Source organism: Bradyrhizobium sp. 22, assembly GCF_000482425.1.
Classification (GTDB): Bacteria; Pseudomonadota; Alphaproteobacteria; order Rhizobiales; family Xanthobacteraceae; genus Bradyrhizobium; species Bradyrhizobium japonicum_B.
Genome location: NZ_KI519400.1, coordinates 1624050 through 1645971, shown reverse-complemented (window position 1 = coordinate 1645971; position 21922 = coordinate 1624050). Strand labels below are relative to the sequence as shown.

The window sequence follows — 21922 nt, the reverse complement described above, 5'->3', positions numbered from 1 at the left end:
TCCCGGTGCTAACGCGGATGCCGATCGGCGTCATGGTCTTTCCCGGCACCGGCATTCAGGACAACCTTGCCTACAAGGCGCAGCTAATGGGAATTCCGGTCTGGAGGTTCGGCGATGGCGGCGCATAGCGGCGCCAAAGCCGATCAGATTGCTCGCGACGGTAGTCAAAGCGACTGCGCGCAAGTTCATTGAGCGCACGCCCGCGGGACTCCTGCCAAGAAGGGAGCTCGCCGGGGAGACGTCATTTGGTCTAACTCGACGAACCTTTGAACCTCGACCGAGTTCTCTTTACGGAACTTCGGCTGAACTCGCGTGATGGGAGGCCCCTATGCAGCAGCGTCGGCGCGACAAGCAGGTGACCACCCTGGAAGAGCGTCTCTTAAAGGAAGCCGAGCGGGTCAAGGCGAGAGCCGACGCTCTGCCTGCGGGTGTTGAGAAAGATCGTCTCCTCCGGCAGGCCCATCAGGCGGAGGCGACAGCGCATCTGAAGGTATGGCTGACCTCGCCGGGGCTGCTGCCTCCCGAATAGGCGTCGTCGTTGTGAAGCGCGCGACGTAGTCTTTCAGCGTTCCGGCGCGGCTTCAATCTCGAAACGCAGCGCCGCACGTAGAATCGGCCAGGCGCTTTCGCGCACCTCGACAGCCAGCATGCGATCCATCGACCCCGGCAGAATGTCCCTTGCAAGCTCCACCAATGACCTCGCGGCTTCGCTCTTTGCCTGTCGAAAGAGGCAAGTTCGACGCCAATTTCGTCCCTCATCAGAAGACCGTTGTTCCACGTGTCAAAATGATAGAGAGCCATTCCCCCGCAACCCCGTGTATTCGCGCATGTTCCTAACATACCGCGAGCTTTGGCGGCGAGGAGATTGCATAGGTTAAGTATCCGTGCGCATTCCGAAGCGTTTCGCGGGTATCCTCGGGACCATCCGACTCTATCGGCAGAGCAGAGTCAGAGTGTGGCGGGAATTTCCGTGACGGGTTGAGAGCCGAGAGGAGAGTCTCCCGGCGCCCGTCATGGAGAAATCCCATGACCCAACTGAATGTTCTGGATGCCGCTCGCGATGCGCGTGGCGGCTACAAGGTGGATGTGAGCCGCGGTGAGCGCGTCGGCCGCGTTTCCTCGGAATGGTTTTCCCGCCCGGCGGACGAGCGGTACTTGTCGCTGTCCGAGCTTCACGCCGCCGTACGCGGCCGCGCCGAGCGGAGCCGGACTCAGACAGTGGAGAGCGCGGCGATCCGGGTGGAAGCCAATCGCGACAACGCGGAGCGGCTGACGCTTATGCTGCCAGGTGAGGCTGCACCTCTCGCGCCGACGCATTGGAGCTTCGGTCAGCTCGCAACGATGGTGGGCGCGCCATCCACATATTTGCGGCAGCTTCCAGCGCCACTCGCGGCCATCAATTTGCAGTACGGACTGGCCTCGAATCGCGCAGAGCTGATCAAGACGCTCGAAGTCGAGGACGGCCGCGTTGAACTACGGGCGGTCACAAGCCCAGATTACGGCCGCATCTTTGACCAGGAACTGGTCGCCGCCGTGCAGCGAATCGCTGGCAACGGCACCGGCGACACGCGTTGGAAGGTCCCCGGCGTGCTCGACTGGTCGACCAGCATCTATAATCCGCGGGGCGACATTACGAAAGCCACGACGACGTTGTACGCCTCCGACCGGGACGTCTTCCTCTTCCTGGTCGACGATCTCAACCCCATCGAGGCGGGCAGGCTGGCGGACGGCTCGCCCGACCTTTACTTCCGAGGCTTCTATTGCTGGAACTCTGAGGTCGGTGCCAAGACGCTTGGGATCGCGAGCTTCTACCTTCGCGCCGTGTGCCAGAATCGCAATCTCTGGGGCGTCGAGGATTTCGAGGAGATCACCATCCGTCACTCCAAATTCGCGGCTACCCGCTTCGCCCACGAGGCTGCGCCGGCGCTCGCTCGCTTCGCCAACTCCTCGCCGACACCCTTCGTCAACGGCATCAGGGCGGCGCGGGAGCGGATTGTTGCGCGCACGGATGAGGAGCGCACCGAGTTTCTTCGCAAGCGGGGGTTCGGCAAGTCGGAGACCGCGAAGATCATTGAGACGGTGCTTGCCGAGGAAGGCCGCAAGCCCGAGACTGTCTTCGACTTCGTGCAAGGCATCACCGCGGTGGCACGCGACAAGCCGCACCAGGACGGCCGGTTGGACCTCGAGGCTAAGGCCAAGAAGTTGCTCGATCAGGCGAACTGAGGCCGATGGCGCCGCTCCAGTGGTGCGCGTGTGACAAGCCTCTGCTCTCGGTTTCTCCGGCTGGCGCCGCCCTTCAGAGTTAGAGGGCGGCGCTTCGCTTCGTGACGGGCCAGAAGGTCGAGAGAGGTTCTCGACCGCCCGTCGCGGAGAAACGTCAATGGCAAGAGCCGTTCAGAAGATCACCCTCAGTCAATCCCGGGATATCCCGTTCAACCGGTTGGTGCTGAGCCAGTCCAATGTCCGCCGTATCAAGGCGGGCGTCTCGATCGAGGAGCTCGCGCAGGATATCGCGCGGCGCACGCTGCTCCAGAGCCTCACCGTCCGGCCGGTTCTCGACGAAGGCGGCGCGGAAACCGGCATGTTCGAAATCCCGGCCGGTGGGCGTCGCTATCGCGCGCTGGAACTGCTGGTCAAGCAGAAGCGGCTCGCGCGCAATGCGCCGGTTCCCTGCGTCATCCGGACCGGCGGCCTCGCCGAGGAGGATTCGCTGGCCGAGAATGTGCAGCGTGCCCCGCTTCACCCCCTCGACCAGTTCCGGGCGTTCCGCGACATGAGTGAGAAAGGCATGAGCGAAGACGAGATCGCTGCTGCCTTCTTTGTCAGCGTCCAGGTCGTCAAGCAACGGCTCCGGCTCGCCGCCGTCTCGCCAGCGTTGCTCGACGTCTATGCCGAGGATGGCATGAGCCTCGACCAATTAATGGCGTTTGCGGTCAATCCGGACCACGAGCGCCAGCAGCAGGTTTGGGAGGCGGTGCAGCGTTCGCACAACAAGGAGCCCTATCACATCCGGCGTCTGCTGACCGAAGGCGCCGTGCGCGCCTCCGACAAACGCGCCCAGTTCGTCGGAATCGAGGCCTACGATGCCGCCGGCGGCGACATCATCCGCGATCTCTTTCAGCAGGATGACGGCGGTTGGCTGCAAGATCCGATGCTACTCGATCGGCTTGTCGCCGAGAGGCTGGAACGCGAGGCCGGTAACATCCGCTCCGAAGGCTGGAAATGGGTCGAGGTCGCGGCCGATTTTCCCTATGGCCACATCTATGGTCTGCGCCGCATCTCCGGCGAGTCCGTCGCGATGACCGACGAGGAGGTTGCGGCGGCTGAAGCGCTGCGCGCCGAGTACGAACGTCTCGAACAGGAGCATTCCGACGTCGACGTCCTTCCCGAGAGCGTTGATCAGCGCCTTGGCGAGATCGAGACGGCCCTTGCCGAACTCGATGAGCGGCCGGTCCAGTACGATGCTGACGAAATCGCGCGCGCGGGTGTCTTCGTCAGCATCGACGCGTCGGGCGCGCTGCGGGTCGAGCGTGGCTATGTCCGTCCCGACGATGAGCCGGCAATTCCGGAGGCGGAGGAAGAAGCTGCCGCCGAGCGGAGTGCCACCCCAGCGGCAACCTCTGTCTCCGGAGATGCGACCGAAGGACAGACAGGCACCTCGGAAAATACCGAGGAGCCCGATCAGGAGGAGGGCATCAAGCCGATTCCAGACCGGCTGATGACCGAACTCACGGCGTATCGCACCCTGGCCTTGCGCGACGCGCTCGCAGGGGACGCGGACGTTGCGTTCCTGGCGGCGCTGCACGCGCTTTGCCTGAAACTCTTCTACCGCTACACGCCCGAATCCTGCCTCGACGTTGACGCGAAGAGCGTCGTCTTCGGCAGCCAGGCGCCAGGCCTCGGCGATGCCACGATCGCCAAGGCCGTCGACGAGAGGCACCGGCAGTGGTCGGAGCAGTTGCCACGAGAATCTGCCGAGCTCTGGGACGCCCTCTCCACCTTCGATCGGGACAGCCGCGATGCCCTGTTCGCGCATTGCATCGCCCTCAGCGTCAATGCGGTGTACGAGCCCTGGAATCGGCGCCCGCGTGCGCTGGGCCACGCCGACCGCCTCGCCGAGGCAATCGAGCTCGATGTCGCTGCCGCCGGCTGGTCGCCGACGGTCGACAACTATCTCGGACGGGTGACCAAGGCGCGCATCCTGCAAGCCGTCCGCGAGGCCAAGGGAGAGACTGCGGCTCAACTTATCGAGCACCTGAAAAAGGGCGAGATGGCGGAGAGGGCGCAAGAGCTCCTTACTGGCTCGGGCTGGCTTCCCGAGCCGCTGCGCACGCCTGGTCGCCCCTCCGGCGCGACATCACCGGCGTCTGAATCTGGCCCGATCTCCCCATCCTCCTCGGGAGAGGACGCGCCAGTGAGCGAATGCCAAGCGGCCATGCCAGATGCAGAGCATCCGGTGGAAGACGCACCTGTCCCCGACGAGCCGCTGGTCGCGGCCGAATAAGTCAACACAAGCGTCGACCCGAGGGCCCGCCGTCACTGGCGGGCCTTCTTTTTTGCGGAGATCAGTTATGTCAGCCCGAGCATCCGATCTCGCCCGCCGGCTTGCCGAGCGGGCCGAACTCGTCTGCCGGCACTATCTTTCCAATGGGCGGCGTATTGGCCGCTATTGGATTGTCGGCGACGTTCACAACACACGCGGCCGGTCTATGTTCGTTCGGCTGCGCCCACGAAATGGGGGTCAGGGAACGGCCGGCAAGTGGACCGATGCCGCGACCGCCGAACACGGCGATCTGCTCGACGTCATCAGGGAAAGCTGCGGCCTTGTTGAATTCCGGGATGTTCTGGCGGAGGCGCGGCGCTTTCTCAGTCTGCCGCAGCCCAAGCTTGAGCCGGCATCAAAATCGCAGCTCTCATCCGTGTCTAGCGGTTCACCGGAATCGGCTGGGCGGCTGTTTGCCATGTCAAAGCCCATCCATGGCACGCTCGCCCAAACGTATCTCCGGACGCGTGGCATTTCCGACTTGCATGAGCTTACCAGCCTCCGGTTTCACCCGCATTGCTACTACAGGCCGGATCAACATGTGCCGATGCAGACCTGGCCCGCCCTGATCGCGTCCGTCACCACGCTCGATGGGGCCATCACGGGTGTCCACCGCACATGGCTCGACCGCTCCGGTTGGAGCAAGGCGCCCATCGACACGCCGCGCCGGGCGATGGGCCTTCTGCTCGGCAACGCAGTTCGATTCGGGGTCGCCGATGACGTCCTCGCTGCGGGCGAAGGCATCGAGACCATGCTCTCCTTGCGTTGTGCCCTGCCGACCTTGCCAATGGCATCAGCGCTATCCGCCAACCATCTCGCGGCCATGCTGCTTCCACCCAACCTGCGCCGGCTCTACATCGCCCGTGATGCCGATGCGGCCGGCGAGGCGGTCGCTACCGCCTTGACGCAGCAAGCCAGAGCGGCCGGTATCGAAGCGATCCCACTATCGCCCCGGCTCGACGATTTCAACGAGGATCTGCGCGCCTTCGGCGTCGATGAACTTCGGGCAGCTCTTCGCATACAGCTTGCGCCGGCTGATGTCGTCCGCTTCTTGCCGTAGGCTGTCGCAATCACGGCATGAGCGCCTGCGTTTCGCAATCGAAGTCGGCAGCCCGATCAAGGCGAGACGACCTTATCGTAAGAAGGGCCGCGCCCGGCCTTCTAGGGGGGCGATCGGACGGCAAGCGGGCCGGACCGGCAATGGCAGGGCGCGGCTATTTTCCGCCGGCGGTGGTCACCGCAAGAAATCCATCGATCAGTCCATCCCGCCTTTGCATCGCGAGGCAAAATAGCCGCGCCCTGCCATCCTCCGCTGTCGCTTCGGCCCTCCGCGTTGCTTCGGGTTCTGGTCCGGCCCGCCCGCCGCCTGAGTGATCGCCACGAAGGCCGCGATGGTCGCGGCCGATCCACGGAGGGCCTCATCCCATGACCGATCGTGACGACACCGCATTCGAACCGCAGCGTGGTTCATCCCCGCTTCATCACGTTCTGGCCGAATTGCAACTCTTCGGCTACCGCCCCTTCAGCGATGAACCAGATCCGAGGCCGCTTCCCGAGGCGAAGATGATCGCTGGTGCAGTTGCCGACATCTTCGATGCCTTCGTGGCAACCCTGAGCGACAGCCGCATGGAGCCGGACCTGGAGGACCTGCTCTGGTCGACGGTCAATCTGTTCCATCGCGCCACAGACCGGATCGAGCGCCAGCTCGACCACAACGAGCAGGCCCAGCGCAGGAGCCAACAGGAGCAAGATGGCTCGGAGGTATGCTCGGTCGAACTTGAGCGGCTCATCACGGAAGGACTCTCGTTAATCGAGCGACGCAACTGCATGGAGCTGTTCCGCGAGCAAGCTATCGCACAGTTCGAAACCCACACTGGCTCACTCTGGCGTCCACGATCCGGATCGCTGGTCGGCCACCGCTCGGTCACCTCAGCGGTGATCGACTCCAGAGACTTTCTCGCCGCAAAGCGTCGCGCCGAGACCGAGGTGCTTGTTCCGGTCGGGCCCAAGGTCGCACTGACAGGAGGCCTCGACTTCGATGACCATCTTCTGATCTGGGATCGCCTCGACAAGGTTCACGCCAAGCACAGCAACATGGTCCTGTTGCATGGAGGCTCACCGAAGGGTGCCGAGCTCATTGCGGCCAAATGGGCGACGAACCGCAAGGTGCCGCAAGTCGCATTCAAGCCGGATTGGTCAAAGCACGCCAAATCCGCACCATTCAAGCGCAACGACCTCATGCTGACGATGATGCCGATCGGCGTCATCGTGTTCCCGGGAACGGGAATTCAGAACAACCTCGCCGACAAGGCGAGGCGGATGGGAATTCCGGTCTGGAAATTTGGCGACAGCGGCGCATAGCGCGTCGCACCAACCGTGGCCGACCAGCCACCCGTACTTTTCGTCGCGACTGCGCAGCTGCTACCTGATTGCTTCTCTCGATACAGCACGTGGTCGCATCGGAGCACAGCACCGGGCAGCACGCCGGCGATAAGCGCCGCAGCTCTAAAGACTCTCGGATGGTGCAATGCTAAGGTCCACGGGTGGAAGCACACAGCGGACATCAGGAGATCGGCGAGACTATCGAGGACAAACTCGCGGGCGCAAGCTCCTCCCCGTAAATTTCTCAGATCCCCAGTGCTTCACGGATCCATGATGTTCTGGTTCTCACGATCAAAGCCGACACACTGCCCAGTTGCCACTGACCTTCGCAGCACGACCTTTAGTTGTGGCATGACTTCCAATTGTCAGCCAGCATGTAACCATATTTTAGTTGTTCTTTATCCTTGATCGCGAGATCCGCGGTGAAGATCTACAAGGCATGGGTGGCCGAATTTTCATTTCCCGGTCACTTCCCAGTCATCGCACTCCGTGTCGCCGCGGGCGCAGTTGGCTCCAGCGAAGTTGCGCGCCGCGCGACGGGAGCTCTCCTGCTTGAATTACCTCTTGAGCGGCTTGCTTTTCACCTTGCCGTTCCTGAGGGAGAACTCGCGGCGGAGCCGAAACTGTTCGGCTCAACCCAAGAAGCGGAAGCGCTTATTCGATCCAGCATGAACGAACTGCACCGCAAGGAATGGCGTCCTGTTCTACTGAGTTGGTGACTGTCGTGCGACAGTCAGTCCACTTTGTCGTATTGAAGCAGCGCCGCATGGGAATTCACGGCCCGCAAATTTGGCGACAGCGGCGCATAGCCGCTGCGATTAAGTCTCACGCCCCATGCCGTGCTATTGCTGCAAGATCGTGTCGATAATCAGCGCGCTTTGCCAACTGTGCCGACCATCGCCGTCACGCGAGAATTTGCGCTTCTGTCCAGCCGCTTGACGTTGCCGTCACCTTCTCAGGCTGCTGTCGCTACAGAATGCGCCCGCCGGGCGGGAGCGGGGCTTTGAGAGAGTCTTCGATTGCGTTCGCGACCGCGACCAGAGCAGCGTGTAACCTCCGCCTCCGTATCGATTGTTGCCTTCGATCGTTCCGCGCGCTGATGTCCGGTCGATCCGATCGGCGGGGCCTTCGTCGCAGCACTTCGTAACCACTATGCCCAACGCTTCGGCGCTCTATGTGCTAGATCGGAGCCTGCTTGCAGGTGCGCTTATGCTTGGCGAGTGATTCGTCCTCTCTGCATGTGCTCTCTCGCTTCTTCCTGAAAACGAACCGACTTCTTGTATCGTACGACCGACGGCAGTCACGTCTCCTCTTAATGTTGTTCAGCGCGCGAACACCTCGCCTCTTTGATGGCTTGATCTGGCCGAAGACCGGCTGCGCCTCGACCGTCTGAGCCGCAACGCCAGTCCTGCGACTTTCTTCCCCTGGGCTAAAGCCCATTCCTCGCGAGACAAGAAAGTCTCAGTCATGGCGTCCTCCGCGGTGCTTCGGCCCGCAAGCGGGTGCGTCGCCGATCGTCATTCGGCCTGGTCATCGCCATCGAGGCCGCGGTGGTCGCGGTCCGAAACAACGCAAGGAGACTTGATATGGCTACCATCGGTTCGTTCAAGAAGGTCGGCAACGACTTTCAGGGGGAGATCGTCACGTTGAGCTTGCAGGCCAAAGGCGTCCGCATCGTCGCCGAGCCCAATCGCTCCAACGACAACGCTCCGACCCACCGCGTGTACGTGCGCCGAGCTGAAATCGGGGCAGCGTGGTCGAAGCGCTCCGAGGAAGGTCGCGACTATCTCTCGCTCAAACTCGACGATCCCTCCTTCAACGCACCGATCTACGCGAACCTCTTCGATGACGAAGGAGGCGAAGGTTACACGCTCCTCTGGTCGCGGCCGCGCAAGAGCGCCGATTGAGAGACTCAGCCCAGCCTCGCCCGGTTCCGCCGGGCGAGGCTCCTCGATGCGACTGTTGCCATTGACCTTTGGCGCCACGCGGGTCCTAAAGGACCAAAGGTCCAATTTGGCCCTTCAGTCCGACGCCGGCAGTCGTACGATCGCGCAAAGACCGCATTGATCGTCCACTGTCAGATTCTCGAACTCGATCGAACCATCGTATCTGTCGACGATGCGCTTCACGATCGACAGCCCGAGACCGGATCCCTCGCCGGTCGGCTTACGCCCTCGATAGAACGGCTCGAATATCCGCGCGATGTCCTGCTCTGGAATGCCCGGTCCAGTATCTTCGACCTGGAGAACGGCCGCTCCGCCCTCGCGATAGACGCCGACGTCGACCCGACCGCCGTTGGGCGTGTGCCTCAACGCGTTTTCGACGAGATTCCTGACAACGGAGATGATGGCGAGCGGATCGGCGGTCACCGAAACGGGCTCAGCCACCGTGAAACCGAGATCGACGTCGTGCGCGGAGGACTCTGCCAGAAAATCGGCGACGACTCCTTTCACGAGCTGGTCCAGACGAACCTTCTCGCCAGCTTCGGGGGGCGCGGGATCTTGCCGGGCCAGAGCCAAAAGTTGTTCGAGCAGACGTCGCGTTCGGCGCATGCCGCTCTTCAGAACCTCGAGACGCTCTCTGACCGCCGGAGGCATGTCCAGCGGATCGAGATTTTCGGTCTGCAGACTGAGTGCGGCAATCGGCGTGCGAAGCTCGTGAGCGGCGTCCGCGATGAACCGCCGTTGCTGATCCATCATGGCGCGGATGCGTTCGAGCAGGGCGTTGATCGAGCCCAGAAAAGGCTGCAGCTCGCTCGGCGCGGCTTCCGCCGACAACGGGCTGATGTCATCGGCCTTCCTGGAATCGAGTTCTCCGGCCAGGCGAAACATCGGCCGGAACGAGCGTCCGATCACCAAAGCGGTGACCAGCAACAGGCAGGGAACCAGCGCGGCGATCGGCAAAAGCGTCCGGATCGCCGTGTCGCCCGCGATCTCCGAGCGGATCTCGTTCCCCTGGATCACCGCGAACCTGCTGCCGTCGGGCCGCGTGCGGAGCAGGACGCGGATCGGCCGACCGTGACGCACGTCGTTGTGCAGTCCGTCGCGCAGCGTCCAAAGCCTGCGATCGTCGTCCGAGCCCTGCGGCGTCGCCCCCAACTCGAGAACGACGACCTCGGACTCGGCGTCGACGCCGTTCATGGGTTGGCTCTGTCTTATCGATGCATTCACCACGAACGTCCCCACCTGAGTCAGGACCGAGTCCTGCATCTCGATGGCCTCGTTGTAGGCCCACATGTAGGCCAAGGTGCCGCCGACGACCCCGGTGAGGACAATGATTGCGGTGAGCCCAACGAAGAGGCGCCCGCGCAGCGACTTGATCATGATGGCCGGTCCACCATCCATCCGACGCCGCGGACGTTCCTGATCGCCAACGCGCCAAGCTTCTTGCGGACTGCGTGAATCAGAAATTCGACTGCGTTGCTTTCGACCTCTTCGCTCCAGCCGTAGATATGGCGTTCGAGCTCACTGCGGGACAGGATGGTCCCCGGCCGTGCGAGCAACGCCTGTAGGAGCGCAAATTCGCGGGCGCTGAGGACCGTCTTCTCTCCGAGGTACGACGCCTCGCGCGTCGCCGGATTCAGTTTGAGCTTGCCGTTGCCCAGAATCGGCAACGCTCCGCTGCCCTCGCGCCTCATCACCGCCCGCATGCGCGCGAGGAGCTCGCCGACCTCGAACGGCTTGACGAGGTAGTCGTCCGCCCCGAGATCGAGACCCCGGATACGCTCGGACAAGGCGTCGCGTGCCGTGAGGATGATCACGGGTACGCGGCTGCTCGCGCGAAGGGTCTTCAGCACGTCGAGTCCGTCGACGAGCGGCAGGCCGAGGTCGAGAAGCGCGATTTCGTAGGTCTCGCTGCGGATCGCTTCCAAGGCGAGCTCGCCGTCCTGCACCCAGTCGACAGCGTAGGCGGCATCCTTCAGCGACTCCACCACCGCGGCTCCGATCATCCGGTCGTCCTCGACCAAAAGTACTCGCATCGCTTTGATCCCAGCTCGGTCGGCTGGCGTGCGCTCGCCGACCGATGAAAATCCAGTCAATCCGCCTTCTTATCATCGTCATCGTCGACCTGGTCAGCCGTCGATGCAATGACCGTTTCCTTGTTCCGGTTCGATCTTCACGTCCGATGCCGCGTTGTCCGCCTTGACTTCGACATCGTGGACTCAACGGCCGTCCCTCTGCTTTTCGTATTCTGGCCCGCACCGCCTTCCCGTGGACGTGCTTTCCGGCGATCCCGACCGCCGCATCCAGCGGAATCCTCGCCGATGGGATCGGCCCGGCGTCGTTTGCCTTGGCGCCCACGGTTTGGCCGACGTGGCGGCAGTCGTCACAAGCAGAGCCGCGCAGACCGGAGGCAGTGAACGGAACAAGATGTTCTCCTCTTGAACGCCCCCGCGGCACCATGACCGCGCAGACTTAGGCGCGACTTAGGGCTGCCCAATGTCCAGACGTTCCTCGCCGCTGAGCCCCTAAGTGAGCGCTAAGTCTGCACGTGCACGCTGCTCCTAGAGTTTCGGCGGCTTCCCGCCGGCAACTTTCGGATAGGAGACATTCGACGTGCTTGCAAACCGATGTACCGGCAACATGCTGAACAAGGTCCCGGAGGTCTCGCTCATCTTCTGGACCATCAAGATCATGTCGACGACGGTCGGCGAGACGGGCGCGGACTATCTCGCCGTCCACGTTGGCCTCGGGACGACGGTGACGGGTCTCCTCATGGCGGGTCTGCTCGCAGTCGCGCTCATCGTTCAACTCGGCATGAAACGTTACGTGCCGTGGATCTATTGGCTAACGGTGGTCCTGGTCAGCGTTGTCGGTACACAAATCACCGATCTTCTCTCCGACAAGCTCGAGATCAGCCTCTACGTCAGTACGGCCGCGTTCTCCGTCGTCCTCGCAGCAATCTTTGCGGTCTGGTACGCGATCGAGCGGACACTGTCGATTCACACCATCGTCACGACGCGGCGCGAGCTATTCTACTGGGCGGCGATCCTCTTCACTTTCGCGCTCGGTACGGCCGCCGGCGATCTCGCGACGGAAGCGCTCGGTCTCGGATTCAACGTCGGCGTTCTGGTCTTTGCCGCGCTGATCGCGGCCATCGCCGCGGCCTACGCGCTCGGCGTCGATGCGGTCCTCACCTTCTGGATCGCCTATATCCTGACGCGCCCGCTGGGCGCCTCGCTCGGAGATCTCCTGTCGCAATCCCGGGAGTACGGCGGCCTCGGCCTCGGCACGATCTACACAAGCCTTGCCTTCCTCACGGTCATCATCGCCTTCGTCGCGTGGCTCTCCTTCGAAGGGGAGCGCGCCGGCAAAACTCAAACCCTTCCGAGCAACTGACTCCGTCACTCTCGCGAAGGTCGGCCGAACTAACCACCATCGAAAGGAACGTCACGATGAAGAATACCGCGATCACATGCGCTGCAGCAATCCTCGCCGCCGCGATCGGCCAATCGGCTCCCCGTGTCGGCGGCGCCCTCTTGCCGCGCGCCGAGGCCGCGCAATCCAAGCTCGGAGATCTGACGGCTTTCCGCAGCATTGCCGCCGAGGTTGCGGCGCTCGTCGACAAGGGCGACCTTCCGAGCGCCAAGACGCGCATCAAGGATCTGGAGACCAAGTGGGACGAGGCGGAAGCCGGCTTGAAGCCGCGCGCCGCCGCTGATTGGCACACCGTCGACAAGGCAATCGACCGCGCGCTCGAAGCCGTCAGGGAAAGCAATCCGAATGCCGGCAAATGCAAGAAGGCGCTCGCGGATCTCCTGTCCGTCATGGACTCCATGAAAGCCTGACGCCCCGCTCGATAGCGAATGGCCGGTCTTCACGACCGGCCGCCACGCTCCGGCCTACAGGGGCGAAACGATTCACGTGAAGGACTCCCTCATGAAAGACGGCATCGCACAAAGCAAGGTTCCGGAAGTCACATTGATCTTCTGGATCATCAAAATCCTGGTGACGACCCTGGGCGAAACCGGCGGCGATGCCGTATCCATGTCCATGAATCTCGGATACGCGGTGAGTAGCGCGATCTTCATCGGTGTTTTCCTGATCGCAGTCGCCGCACAGATTTCGGTACGGAAGTTCCATCCCTTCCTGTACTGGTTCGTCGTGATCGCCACGACCACGGCCGGAACGACCATGGCGGACCTCGCCGACCGCTCGCTCGGCATCGGCTATCCCGGTGGATCCTCGTTGCTGTTCGCGCTGCTGATGATCTCGCTCTTCGTGTGGTACCGCTCGGAAGGATCGATCTCGGTCAACACCGTTTCGACGCCGCGCGTCGAAACCTTCTATTGGGTCTCGATCCTCTTCTCGCAGACGCTCGGCACCGCGCTTGGCGATTGGATGGCGGATACCAACGGTCTAGGCTACGAGGGTGGCGCACTCGTATTTGGCGTTGGGCTCGTCGCGATCGCATCGGCCTACTACTTCACTTCGGTGTCGCGCACCGCGCTGTTCTGGTCCGCCTTCATTCTGACCAGGCCGCTAGGAGCTACACTCGGCGATCTGCTCGACAAGCCCCTCGCCAACGGCGGATTCGCCTTCAGTCGGTATCTTGCATCTGCCATCCTGGCCGCACTGATTGTCGCCTGCGTCGCCTTGCTCCCACAGCGCGCCAGTACGCATCCCGGTCAGCCCGAAGGTGCACGGACCTGATCGGTGGTGAACTAGGCTCTGCTGCGGACGAAGCCCCGCTGCCCGCTGATGGTGTGGGGCTTTGCGACAAAACGGGCCGCAACGTTGGGAGCCCTAAGCGCTTTAGGCTGACGCGGGAGCGATCGGGCCAGATTGGCCCAAGCGATGATCGGCCATCCGTTGCAGTTGAAATGAGCCCGGGCTGGAGGCGAATCCACCCAGGCTCATCATTCCAAGAGGCTGGCGCTGGGGACCGGCCCCAACGGAAGGTTATCCCGACGTCGTTAACAGACCGGTAGGATCGATTTTGCTCTCGCCGAAGAACTACGGTGTCTGCCGCGGCAAACGCCCCGGCAGCGGCGCTTCTGGCTGCCTGACATCAATCCTCCCGTCAGGAATTCGGCGCCTTGACCAAGAGCTTGTTGTCCAGTCGCCCCTACTATGTCCCTCGGCCTACTCCGGGCGTCGTCGGACCGCTCCCGCTCGGTCCATAAAGGAAAGTACATCCTTGTTCGCATTGCTCCGAGCCCCCGACTTCGGCGGCCGCAGGTTATCAGGCGCAGGTTGGACTGCTTTCGCGGCGGGGAAGGGGCGTTTCCTCCTGTACGTTTGGTCAGCGGCTGAGTTTGCCTCGCCTGTGGTCTGGCCGGCGGTGGCGCATGACGCATCTGGCGATGACTTGCCGCAAAGCGCAGCGCCGAGACTGAGGTGCTGGTCATCGTATTCCCGGGAACTCATGGCAATCTCGCCGACAAGGCGAGGCGGATGGGAATTCCGGTCTGGAGGTTTGGCGACGGCGGCGCATAGCGCCGCGATCGAGTCCCGCGCCTCATGCCGCGCGGCGACCGCAAGGTCGCTCCGAGAAATCAGCGCGCGTCTTGTGCCGACTGTCGCTACCACACGCGACCTTCGTCTGTATCCAGACACGTTGCATTTGACTTCACCGTGCGGTGCCGATTGCTGTCTCCACAGAATGCACCAGCAAAGACCGGAGCGGGCATGAACGAATCTTCGATTGCGCTCGCGGCCGCGACCAGAGCAGCGTGTAACCTTTCCTCCGCGTCGACTGTTGCTTCCGTCGTTGCGCGCGGTGATGTCCGGTCGCTCCGATAGGCAGGCCGTCCTCAAAACACTTCGCAACCATCATGCGCTCAAACTCTCGGCGCGCTATGGCTAGATCGGAGCCTGCTTACAGGTGCGCTTATGTTCGCAATGATTCGCCCTTCCTGTACGTGCTCTCTCTTTTCCCACCTGAAAACAAACCGACCTCTTGTATCGTACGACCGATGCCAGTCACGTCTCCTCCCAATGTTGTTCAACACGCGAACACCTCGCCTCTTTGATGGCTTGATCTGGCCGAAGACCGGCTGCGCCTCGACCGTCTGAGACGCAACGCCAGTCTTGCGACTTTCTTCCCCTGGGCAAGCCCATTCCTCGCGAGACAAGAAAGTCTCAGCCATGGCGTCCTCCGCGATGCTTCGGCCCGCAAGCGGGTGCGTCGCCGATCGTCATTCGACCTGGTCATCGCCATCGAGGCCGCGGTGGTCGCGGTCCGAAACAACGCAGGGAGACTTGATATGGCTACCATCGGTTCGTTCAAGAAGGTCGGCAACGATTTTCAGGGTGAGATCGTCACACTGAGCTTGCAGGCCAAGAGTGTCCGCATCGTCGCCGAGCCCAACCGCTCCAACGACAATGCTCCGAGCCACCGCGTGTACGTTCGCCGAGCAGAAATCGGAGCAGCGTGGTCGAAGCGTTCCGAGGAGGGCCGCGACTACCTCTCGCTCAAGCTCGACGATCCCTCTTTCAACTCGCCGATCTACGCGAACCTGTTCGATGACGAAGGCGGCGAGGGCTACACACTCCTCTGGTCGCGGCCGCGCAAGAGCGCCGACTGAGACTCGCTCGGTCAAGCCTCGCCCGGCGCCGCCGGGCGGGGCTTCTCTGATGCGGCGATCGCGAAAGCGATCCACGCGGGCTTCAAGTCGCCGCCCGAGCGCGGGACCACCGCGCGGTACCAAAGAGTTGGCGCAGTTGCGAGCCGCTCGGGTTGCTCGTGCCAGTTTCGGCGAGCGATGCGTTTGACCGGAGTGCGTAAAAGGGGAGCCGGCGATCGGTTCTATTCGACATGGCGCTTACCGCTGAGTGCCGTGTAGCTGCTCGACGGACTGTGGCTTCCGCCGTCGCAAGATCCGCACGAGCTCCCCTCGACGATTATTCTGGTCCCGATGTGATTAGTCGCCCTGGGCGATCGTACAGTTTCGGCCCGATTGCTTCGCCCGATAGAGCGCCTGGTCACATCGCTCGATGAGGGTCTCGAAGCTCTCGCCGGGTTTGAATTGGGCAACGCCCGCCGAAATCGTCACCTGGCCAATCAGCTCGCCCGTCGCCCGCTTCTTGACGTTCGCGCTGGCAATTCTGGTGCGCACTCGTTCGGCGACCTCCTGCGTCATTGTGAGCGAGGCTCCCGGCAGAATACCGATGAGTTCTTCTCCACCGTAACGGGCTGCGAGGTCGCCATCGCGGATGCCTTCTTGAAGGCACTTTGCGACCAGCCGCAAAACCTGGTCGCCTAATTGATGTCCGTAGGTGTCATTGAACTTCTTGAAATGATCCACGTCGATCAGGAACACGCTCAAGGAATCGCCGCTCTCCATGGCATTGATTTGGGCTGTCCGAAGGAAGCTCTCCATTGCCCCGCGATTTGCAAGCCCGGTCAGAGCGTCCGTCCGCGACCTGAGTTCCGCCTGCTCAAGCGACTTCCGAAGGTCGCCAAGCTCGCCCGACGCTTCGACGAGCTTCGCTTCCAGCGCAGACGCTCGTTCCGTCGCTCTCGTCAATTCATCGGCCAGCCGCTTCAGGGCAAGTTGCGGGTCATTGGCTGCGCGAAGCGTCCGCCCGACCTCGATCAACTCTTCGGAATGCGCCGCACCGTCGGCGATCGCGCCTGCAACGTCGTTTCGTACGCTGGAAAGGATTGCGTCGAGCTCGCCGGAAATGGTTTGGGCAACCTCTCCGACTGAACCGGTCGATTTGAGGAAGGTGTCGTAGAGTTCGCGATTGAGGGCCTTATCGAACTTGCGGTCGTTCGAGCGCAGGATATCGATGGTCTTGCGCAACGCCGCCGAGCGGCCAAGAACGTAAGCGAACCAGACGGTAAAATTTGGGGGCGTCGCCGGTATCTCCAACTCGGTCATGAGTTGGAGCGCATGTTTGGAGACGGAAGCCGCGTGGTCGGGTTCGAGGTCGTCCAGGCTCTGCATCTGCGATGCGCCTCCCTGTGATGTGCCGGGTCGGTCACTGGCGAGAGACACGCACGCCGCGCTTCCAGCAGTTTTCAAAGTCGGAAGAAAGGAATGAAAGAAATCAGTCCGCCCGCTGTAGCTTTAGGATCACCGAAATCTTTGGGCAACACGTCGCGGAGGAATCCCCACAGGCGGAAGAGACGTTTCGTGCAGAAGACGTCCAGAATTGGCTCGAAGCAGAAACTTGGTTCCTCTCGGTTCGTCCCTGAGGCCAAGCAGGAACAGGCTTGCCCCGAAAGTCGCCACGGCGGCGAACGCCCAGCCCCAGCCCCAGCGCCAACTCCAACGACAGCCACGATGAAACTGACCACCACCAATCGTGCACCGGTGCGCGAACGCTTGATTGGGTCGACTGCCATGCCGCCCCTTGCTGCGTTCACAAAAGCCAACCGGAGGTCGCTCACTGCGATGCTGCGATCCTTTGCACAACCTCAGAGATCTGTTTTCTCAGCCGTCGATCCTCGATTTGCTGATAGGCCTCAAACATCTTGATTGCCGTCGCGCGGCGCCTTCCATCGCACAACTTCGATCAGCTCTTCTGCCATCAAGAGATATTCTGAGGCGGTCCGAAGCTGATGCGCATCCGATTTTGCTGCCTCGGCACGGCGCAGTTGGAGTGCTGCGAGCTCAAGACACAGAATGATATCGCGGATGTCACGCCGGGCATTCGTCGGCTGATCACTCCGGCCGAGGAGCACTTCCGTCTCGGTATCATCTGGTGTGGTGCAAATCCTGCCGGTAGGCGCCGGACCGAGTTTGGGGAATTTCAGTAGATTCGGCATGTCCGTTATGTGGTCTCTGCGCATGGAATGCCCGCTAGGGCTGCCGCACAAGTTCTTGATAATGAAAGTCAACTGCAGCCGACCTCACAAGCATAACCTTAGGCTGTCTCGGCGCGCAACGTATTGCAGACCGATCACCTCGATTGCTTGTCGCTCTCTTGCTCGCTGCCCTTGGCATTGAGACTGAGCTCGGCCTCGACCAGCAGCTCGTGCACGAGGATACGCGCAAGCCGCTCGGGAAGCATGCGATCAAGGGCGGCACTCCGCTCCATCTGTCCGACCACCGCCACAAGCATGCCGCCTGTGACGAGATACGCGCATTGATGTGGTCTGCCGCCATAGACGTATTCGAAACGAACAATGTCGGTATCGCTAAGCTCCATGAATGCCCCGCGGGGTGAGCTGCTGAACTGGCCCTGGACCAATCCGGGAATCGGATCGCCGCCATGAGACCACGGACATCGCTCTGCTCGCAAAAGTTTATCGGCATCATGCTATACGCTTCGACGTGTATTATACGTTAAAGCGTGTGGCGCCTGCGCCTCGCAAATGCATCATCCTGCCGGATGAAGCGGCGAACACCAGCGCACACCAAACGCTTGCTTGCCCGCAATCTTCGCCGTTTGCGGCAGCAGAGAGCCTGGTCGCAGCACGATCTTGCCGACGAGGCAAACGTTCGGCAGGCGCTAGTCAGCGCTCTGGAGGTCGCGAAGGCAAATCCGACGCTTGAGTCCCTGGACAAAATAGCCGTCGCCCTCAACGTAGGCGTCGCCGACTTGCTCCTTCCTTGAGACGTCGGTCTCGATCGAACCTCCCCCTAGGACGGCCTATCTGCCCGCTTCGGAATGGTCGGTAGTGGAAGCAACTGGCCGGCCGGCATTCGGGGGGCACGGCGCTAAAGAGCCCCGAACCTGGGTGTCCGGGGCTCAGTGTCAGCGTCGTAGCTCCCTCCTTGGGCGGGAAGTTCGGCAATGACGCAGGAAGGCTGTGCCAACTGGCGCGGCGCGCATTGAGTTAAATCAACAACCGATAAGCTTTTCACGAAAGGCGCGACGAAGGACCTGTCCGGATCGTCGGTGGTCAGGAGGAACCATTCAGCTTCTTCGCCGGTCATGGACTGCTTCGCTGCACTCCGATCTGCCGCGATCGTTGGAAGGCAGTCGACTGGCGCGCCGTAAGAGCCATCTCGCCTGAGGGAGCTCGGCACGGTGCCCCGGTCGTTGCGACGGAAGCGCCAGAATAGTATGGCTTGATCAATGGAACAGGACATCAGCCGCGGTACAATCGCCTACATTCGAGAAAATCTCGACCTCCAACTGGTAGCGGGCCGCTATTCGACCGTCCTGGTCCAAGAACTTGCGGCGATGTTCGAGCGCCGTTCCGGCAACGTGTTCGCGATCCTTGATGAGATTGCCGCACTGGAGGGGGCGCCGGGCGCCCGCCCGAGTCTCACCAAGCCGCCGACCATGTTCGTCCGGTCGCCGCTGGCCGGGCTCTGGCACAAGCACTACAATCAGGCGTCATTCCTGCATCAGAATGTCTGGAACCACTGGCGGGCGAATGACTTTGCCGGGCATGCCGCAAAGACCATCGGCGAGGCGGCAATTCCCGAAGACAAGCTCATGGGCGCGCTGATCCACGAATTCGTCATGGGTGGCTTCGCGAGCGCAGTGAGTCTCGTCGCCTGACGGGTCAGTGGATCGTGTATGCCCGGCGGGGCGATGTGAACATTTACCTGACGCTCGGAATCCACGGTGACGACGCCGCGATTTGCCAAAGAGTGCTCGCGTGCGCGAATGAATTCCCGGAACTCGATTTGGACAAGCGGCGCGTGCCCGCTCGGTAGTCCAGTTGGGCGACACCACGATATCGCTCCCTGACGCGGCGTGCGCGGTCTCAGTCAAACGCAACACCAATTCGCTTTTCTTTGCGCCACACCACGCGACAGCGTTGATGCGTGCGCGTTCCAGACAGGAGCAGATTGAATTCCGAGGGAATGCCGAGCGGACTGGCGACGTCGAGCGCCGCACCCGTGTCGGAGATGTTTCGTACGACGCAATCAATGGCGCCGCCATTGAACTCGATGATGCCGGACTTCAGCACCCGCTGCCGCGGAGCGGCGCGCTGGTTGTCCAGAACCTGGAGCGGCACCTCAGGCTGCTGTTTCTCAGACGGCCTCTGTCGGCCAAGCCTTTCGGCGTGCTGGGCCGCAGTCGCAATGTCCTGTTCCGTCAGTGTCGGTCTGATCCTGGCCCATGCAAGCTTGAACCGCACCTGGCCATCCCTGAAATCGATGGCGACTCCCCGGTCGCCGGGCGTGGGATTTTGACCATAGACATTGCATCCCCACCACCAGTGCCGAGTGTGCGGCTGCTTCAGAATTCTTCCGATCGACAGTCCGCGCCACACGACTTCATAGTCGTCAGCCTGAACCTCACCATCGACAACCATCGGGCGGAGTCCGATCGTCTCTGGATCCTCGGACATTCTGAAGCAGGCCTCTGACGACGTGATTCTGACTGCGTATTGCAATGGCAATGTCAGCGTCAAGTCAACGGAGACCGTCTGGTGATTGGACGGCTCAGCTCCGCGGGTACTCCGCGCTCGCTCACCAACGCGCGGCAGAATTAAACTTCCGACCGGCGGCGGACCTTTCGAGCCCTGTCCATAAAGGCCAACACATCCTTGTTGGCCCGCTCCAATCGCGGCGACGAGGTCGAAGTCCGCCGAACGTTCGAGACCTCAATGACGTCCTGAGGCGATGCCACACGTCGTTCCTGCCGCAACGGAGCGGCGGGATGGCGTGGTGCTTTTGCTGGCGCCTTCGCACGCGGCCGGCTCGCCTCCGGCTCAAGGCCTCGTTGGCGGCCCTGATTGTCCGCCTCTGGTTCCTTCTCGGCTCGCGCGCGCCAGACAGTGGACGACAGCGTCCCGACACTAAGGGGTTGTCCCCCTCTACCGCTTATGCCTGCGGCGGTCAGCACGCCGATCATGTCACGCCAGCTCATGCCGCGGCGCTCGGCAGCATCGAACCACCATAGGTGGCTGGCGACGAGCCGCGACAGCCGTTTCCGTCCCCCGTTAAGCAGGTGGTAGTCCTCGGACATCGCCTTCAGCCCCGTCTGAAGCTCCTTGTTGCTCGCCATGTCGACCCTCTCCCCATGTCAGGAGTATCTAAGCAGCCAAAAAAGGCTCTGCAAGTCTCTGCAAAACTCTGCAACCATATGCGAAATAATGCGGATTTGGAGAGGCACACCTGTGCACCGCTGGTGCGACTTTACCGATCATGACAAGGTTGCCGTGGCAGGAGCCGTACGGCGCCATGCCGCGCACCGGCGCGCCGTAGATGACGATAGGCAGCTTCGGAAGGTGCTCCATGGGAAGCAATGCCGGCAGACAGGCAGCTAGGCTGGTCGACGGGGCTGCTCACGCCGCCGCCGGCGGCCGTCTGTACCTCGTACTAGGGGCGCTCTCGACCTGACGGACAAGGCCTCGATCGCTGTCTTGCCTTTCGACAACATGAGCGGCGTGCCGGGCCGTAGACCTGAAACTAGTCGGCCGCGAGCTTGGCGTCCGCTATGTGCTTGAAGGGGCGTGCGGAAGCAGCGAAGAAGTGGTCGAATCACACGATAGCTTTCGAAGCCGCGCAACTCTGTCAAAAGGTATCGTGAACATAGCGTCAGAAGCACCGCCGGTATTCTATTCCCTGCGGTGGCAAGGCATGACGGCAAGAAATCGGATAAAGTGTTGAGAGATCGGGCGGGCCATACTGCCATTTGAGGGGCGGCAGCGTAGCCCCAAAGATTCGCCACGAACGCGTATTGGAGAACTACATGTCGGCTCCCGTTCGCGGAATTGACGTGATCCCTCCAGTTGCCGAATACCGATAGTTCATGAGATGGAACTCTTAGGGATTGAGTGATAAGTAACATTTAAACCGCCATGGGCAAACACACAAGGACACGGCATGGCCGACATATTGCCTCTTCCAGTGTCGCACTTCGTCCGCTTTGAGCCCATGCATCCGGCCATCAAACGGCTCAACGGAATTCGAGAAGCATTATCCTATCTGGATGAGATAGATCTTCGTACTGCCGATCTGAAGCGCGTTCTTACGGTTCTGGACTTGGCGAACAAATGCATTCGAGTCGTCCTGGACGACTTTCAAGAGGCCCCTGCGACATCCCATCTGTTGGAGGAGTCGGAGGCTTTGAGCGACATGATTGAATCAGCGCGCGAAAAAGTCTCCAATTTCCGAACTCATGCAGCGTGATATTC

22 protein-coding genes are annotated in these 21922 nt (G+C 61.8%); 15 read left to right on the top strand and 7 right to left on the bottom strand.

The annotated features are described in order from the left end of the window. The first annotated feature begins 5 nt into the window (after positions 1–5). The 8 genes from K410_RS41320 (at position 6) to K410_RS0133130 (ending at position 8832) form a co-directional block, all read left to right on the top strand. Complete coding sequence (locus K410_RS41320) at positions 6–128, top strand: hypothetical protein (protein ID WP_433994222.1); 123 nt, start codon at positions 6–8, stop codon at positions 126–128. 200 nt (positions 129–328) lie between these two features. After that, complete coding sequence (locus tag K410_RS0133160; protein WP_028138864.1) at positions 329–529, top strand: hypothetical protein; 201 nt, start codon at positions 329–331, stop codon at positions 527–529. Between the two features lie 497 nt (positions 530–1026). Continuing rightward, on the top strand, positions 1027–2223 hold the full coding sequence (locus tag K410_RS0133150; protein ID WP_028138863.1) for a hypothetical protein: 1197 nt from the start codon (positions 1027–1029) through the stop codon (positions 2221–2223). A gap of 157 nt (positions 2224–2380) precedes the next feature. Further along, positions 2381–4504, top strand: a complete 2124-nt coding sequence (locus K410_RS0133145) for a ParB/RepB/Spo0J family partition protein (RefSeq protein WP_028138862.1) — start codon at positions 2381–2383, stop codon at positions 4502–4504. Between the two features lie 67 nt (positions 4505–4571). Continuing rightward, on the top strand, positions 4572–5603 hold the full coding sequence (locus K410_RS0133140; protein WP_028138861.1) for a DUF7146 domain-containing protein: 1032 nt from the start codon (positions 4572–4574) through the stop codon (positions 5601–5603). A gap of 365 nt (positions 5604–5968) precedes the next feature. Continuing rightward, positions 5969–6904: a DUF2493 domain-containing protein gene (locus K410_RS0133135; RefSeq protein ID WP_028138860.1), complete on the top strand. Its 936-nt coding sequence runs from the start codon at positions 5969–5971 to the stop codon at positions 6902–6904. Positions 6905–7347: 443 nt separating this feature from the next. Continuing rightward, the gene (locus K410_RS40070) at positions 7348–7644 is read left to right on the top strand and encodes a hypothetical protein (protein ID WP_155253794.1); all 297 of its coding nucleotides are present in this window, start codon (positions 7348–7350) and stop codon (positions 7642–7644) included. Between the two features lie 867 nt (positions 7645–8511). After that, entirely contained in the window at positions 8512–8832 is a 321-nt protein-coding gene (locus K410_RS0133130; protein WP_028138859.1) for a DUF736 domain-containing protein, read from the top strand. A gap of 114 nt (positions 8833–8946) precedes the next feature. On the opposite strand, the gene K410_RS0133125 is transcribed toward K410_RS0133130, so the two are convergent. Next, positions 8947–10248 carry an ATP-binding protein gene (locus K410_RS0133125; protein WP_063831466.1) on the bottom strand — a complete coding sequence of 434 codons (1302 nt, stop codon included), beginning with the start codon at positions 10246–10248 and terminating at the stop codon, positions 8947–8949. Then, a complete protein-coding gene (locus K410_RS0133120) occupies positions 10245–10904 on the bottom strand; it encodes a response regulator transcription factor (RefSeq protein WP_028138857.1) in 660 nt (219 codons plus the stop codon). Before K410_RS0133120 ends, K410_RS0133125 begins: the two co-directional genes overlap by 4 nt. A gap of 604 nt (positions 10905–11508) precedes the next feature. Between K410_RS0133120 and K410_RS0133115 the strand changes: the two genes are divergently transcribed. From K410_RS0133115 to K410_RS0133100, 4 genes are all read left to right on the top strand, one after another. Then, entirely contained in the window at positions 11509–12264 is a 756-nt protein-coding gene (locus K410_RS0133115; protein ID WP_028138856.1) for a COG4705 family protein, read from the top strand. A gap of 56 nt (positions 12265–12320) precedes the next feature. Further along, positions 12321–12713 (top strand): hypothetical protein, encoded by a 393-nt coding sequence (locus K410_RS0133110; RefSeq protein WP_028138855.1) that lies wholly within the window; start codon positions 12321–12323, stop codon positions 12711–12713. A gap of 91 nt (positions 12714–12804) precedes the next feature. After that, complete coding sequence (locus K410_RS0133105) at positions 12805–13578, top strand: COG4705 family protein (RefSeq protein WP_028138854.1); 774 nt, start codon at positions 12805–12807, stop codon at positions 13576–13578. A 1556-nt stretch (positions 13579–15134) separates the two neighbouring features. After that, positions 15135–15455: a DUF736 domain-containing protein gene (locus K410_RS0133100; RefSeq protein ID WP_028138853.1), complete on the top strand. Its 321-nt coding sequence runs from the start codon at positions 15135–15137 to the stop codon at positions 15453–15455. 336 nt (positions 15456–15791) lie between these two features. On the opposite strand, the gene K410_RS0133095 is transcribed toward K410_RS0133100, so the two are convergent. From K410_RS0133095 to K410_RS0133085, 3 genes are all read right to left on the bottom strand, one after another. Beyond that, positions 15792–16820 carry a diguanylate cyclase gene (locus tag K410_RS0133095; RefSeq protein ID WP_049820420.1) on the bottom strand — a complete coding sequence of 343 codons (1029 nt, stop codon included), beginning with the start codon at positions 16818–16820 and terminating at the stop codon, positions 15792–15794. Positions 16821–17341: 521 nt separating this feature from the next. After that, entirely contained in the window at positions 17342–17644 is a 303-nt protein-coding gene (locus K410_RS0133090; protein ID WP_155253793.1) for a hypothetical protein, read from the bottom strand. Between the two features lie 134 nt (positions 17645–17778). Beyond that, entirely contained in the window at positions 17779–18027 is a 249-nt protein-coding gene (locus K410_RS0133085) for a hypothetical protein (RefSeq protein WP_155253792.1), read from the bottom strand. A 183-nt stretch (positions 18028–18210) separates the two neighbouring features. Between K410_RS0133085 and K410_RS0133080 the strand changes: the two genes are divergently transcribed. Further along, positions 18211–18435: a helix-turn-helix transcriptional regulator gene (locus K410_RS0133080; RefSeq protein WP_028138849.1), complete on the top strand. Its 225-nt coding sequence runs from the start codon at positions 18211–18213 to the stop codon at positions 18433–18435. Between the two features lie 465 nt (positions 18436–18900). Further along, entirely contained in the window at positions 18901–19332 is a 432-nt protein-coding gene (locus K410_RS0133075; protein ID WP_028138848.1) for a hypothetical protein, read from the top strand. 208 nt (positions 19333–19540) lie between these two features. On the opposite strand, the gene K410_RS0133070 is transcribed toward K410_RS0133075, so the two are convergent. After that, positions 19541–19780 (bottom strand): PilZ domain-containing protein, encoded by a 240-nt coding sequence (locus tag K410_RS0133070; protein ID WP_028138847.1) that lies wholly within the window; start codon positions 19778–19780, stop codon positions 19541–19543. A gap of 491 nt (positions 19781–20271) precedes the next feature. Further along, the gene (locus tag K410_RS0133065; protein WP_028138846.1) at positions 20272–20790 is read right to left on the bottom strand and encodes a hypothetical protein; all 519 of its coding nucleotides are present in this window, start codon (positions 20788–20790) and stop codon (positions 20272–20274) included. Positions 20791–21611: 821 nt separating this feature from the next. Between K410_RS0133065 and K410_RS37610 the strand changes: the two genes are divergently transcribed. Further along, on the top strand, positions 21612–21917 hold the full coding sequence (locus K410_RS37610; RefSeq protein WP_049820419.1) for a hypothetical protein: 306 nt from the start codon (positions 21612–21614) through the stop codon (positions 21915–21917). Positions 21918–21922 lie beyond the last annotated feature (5 nt).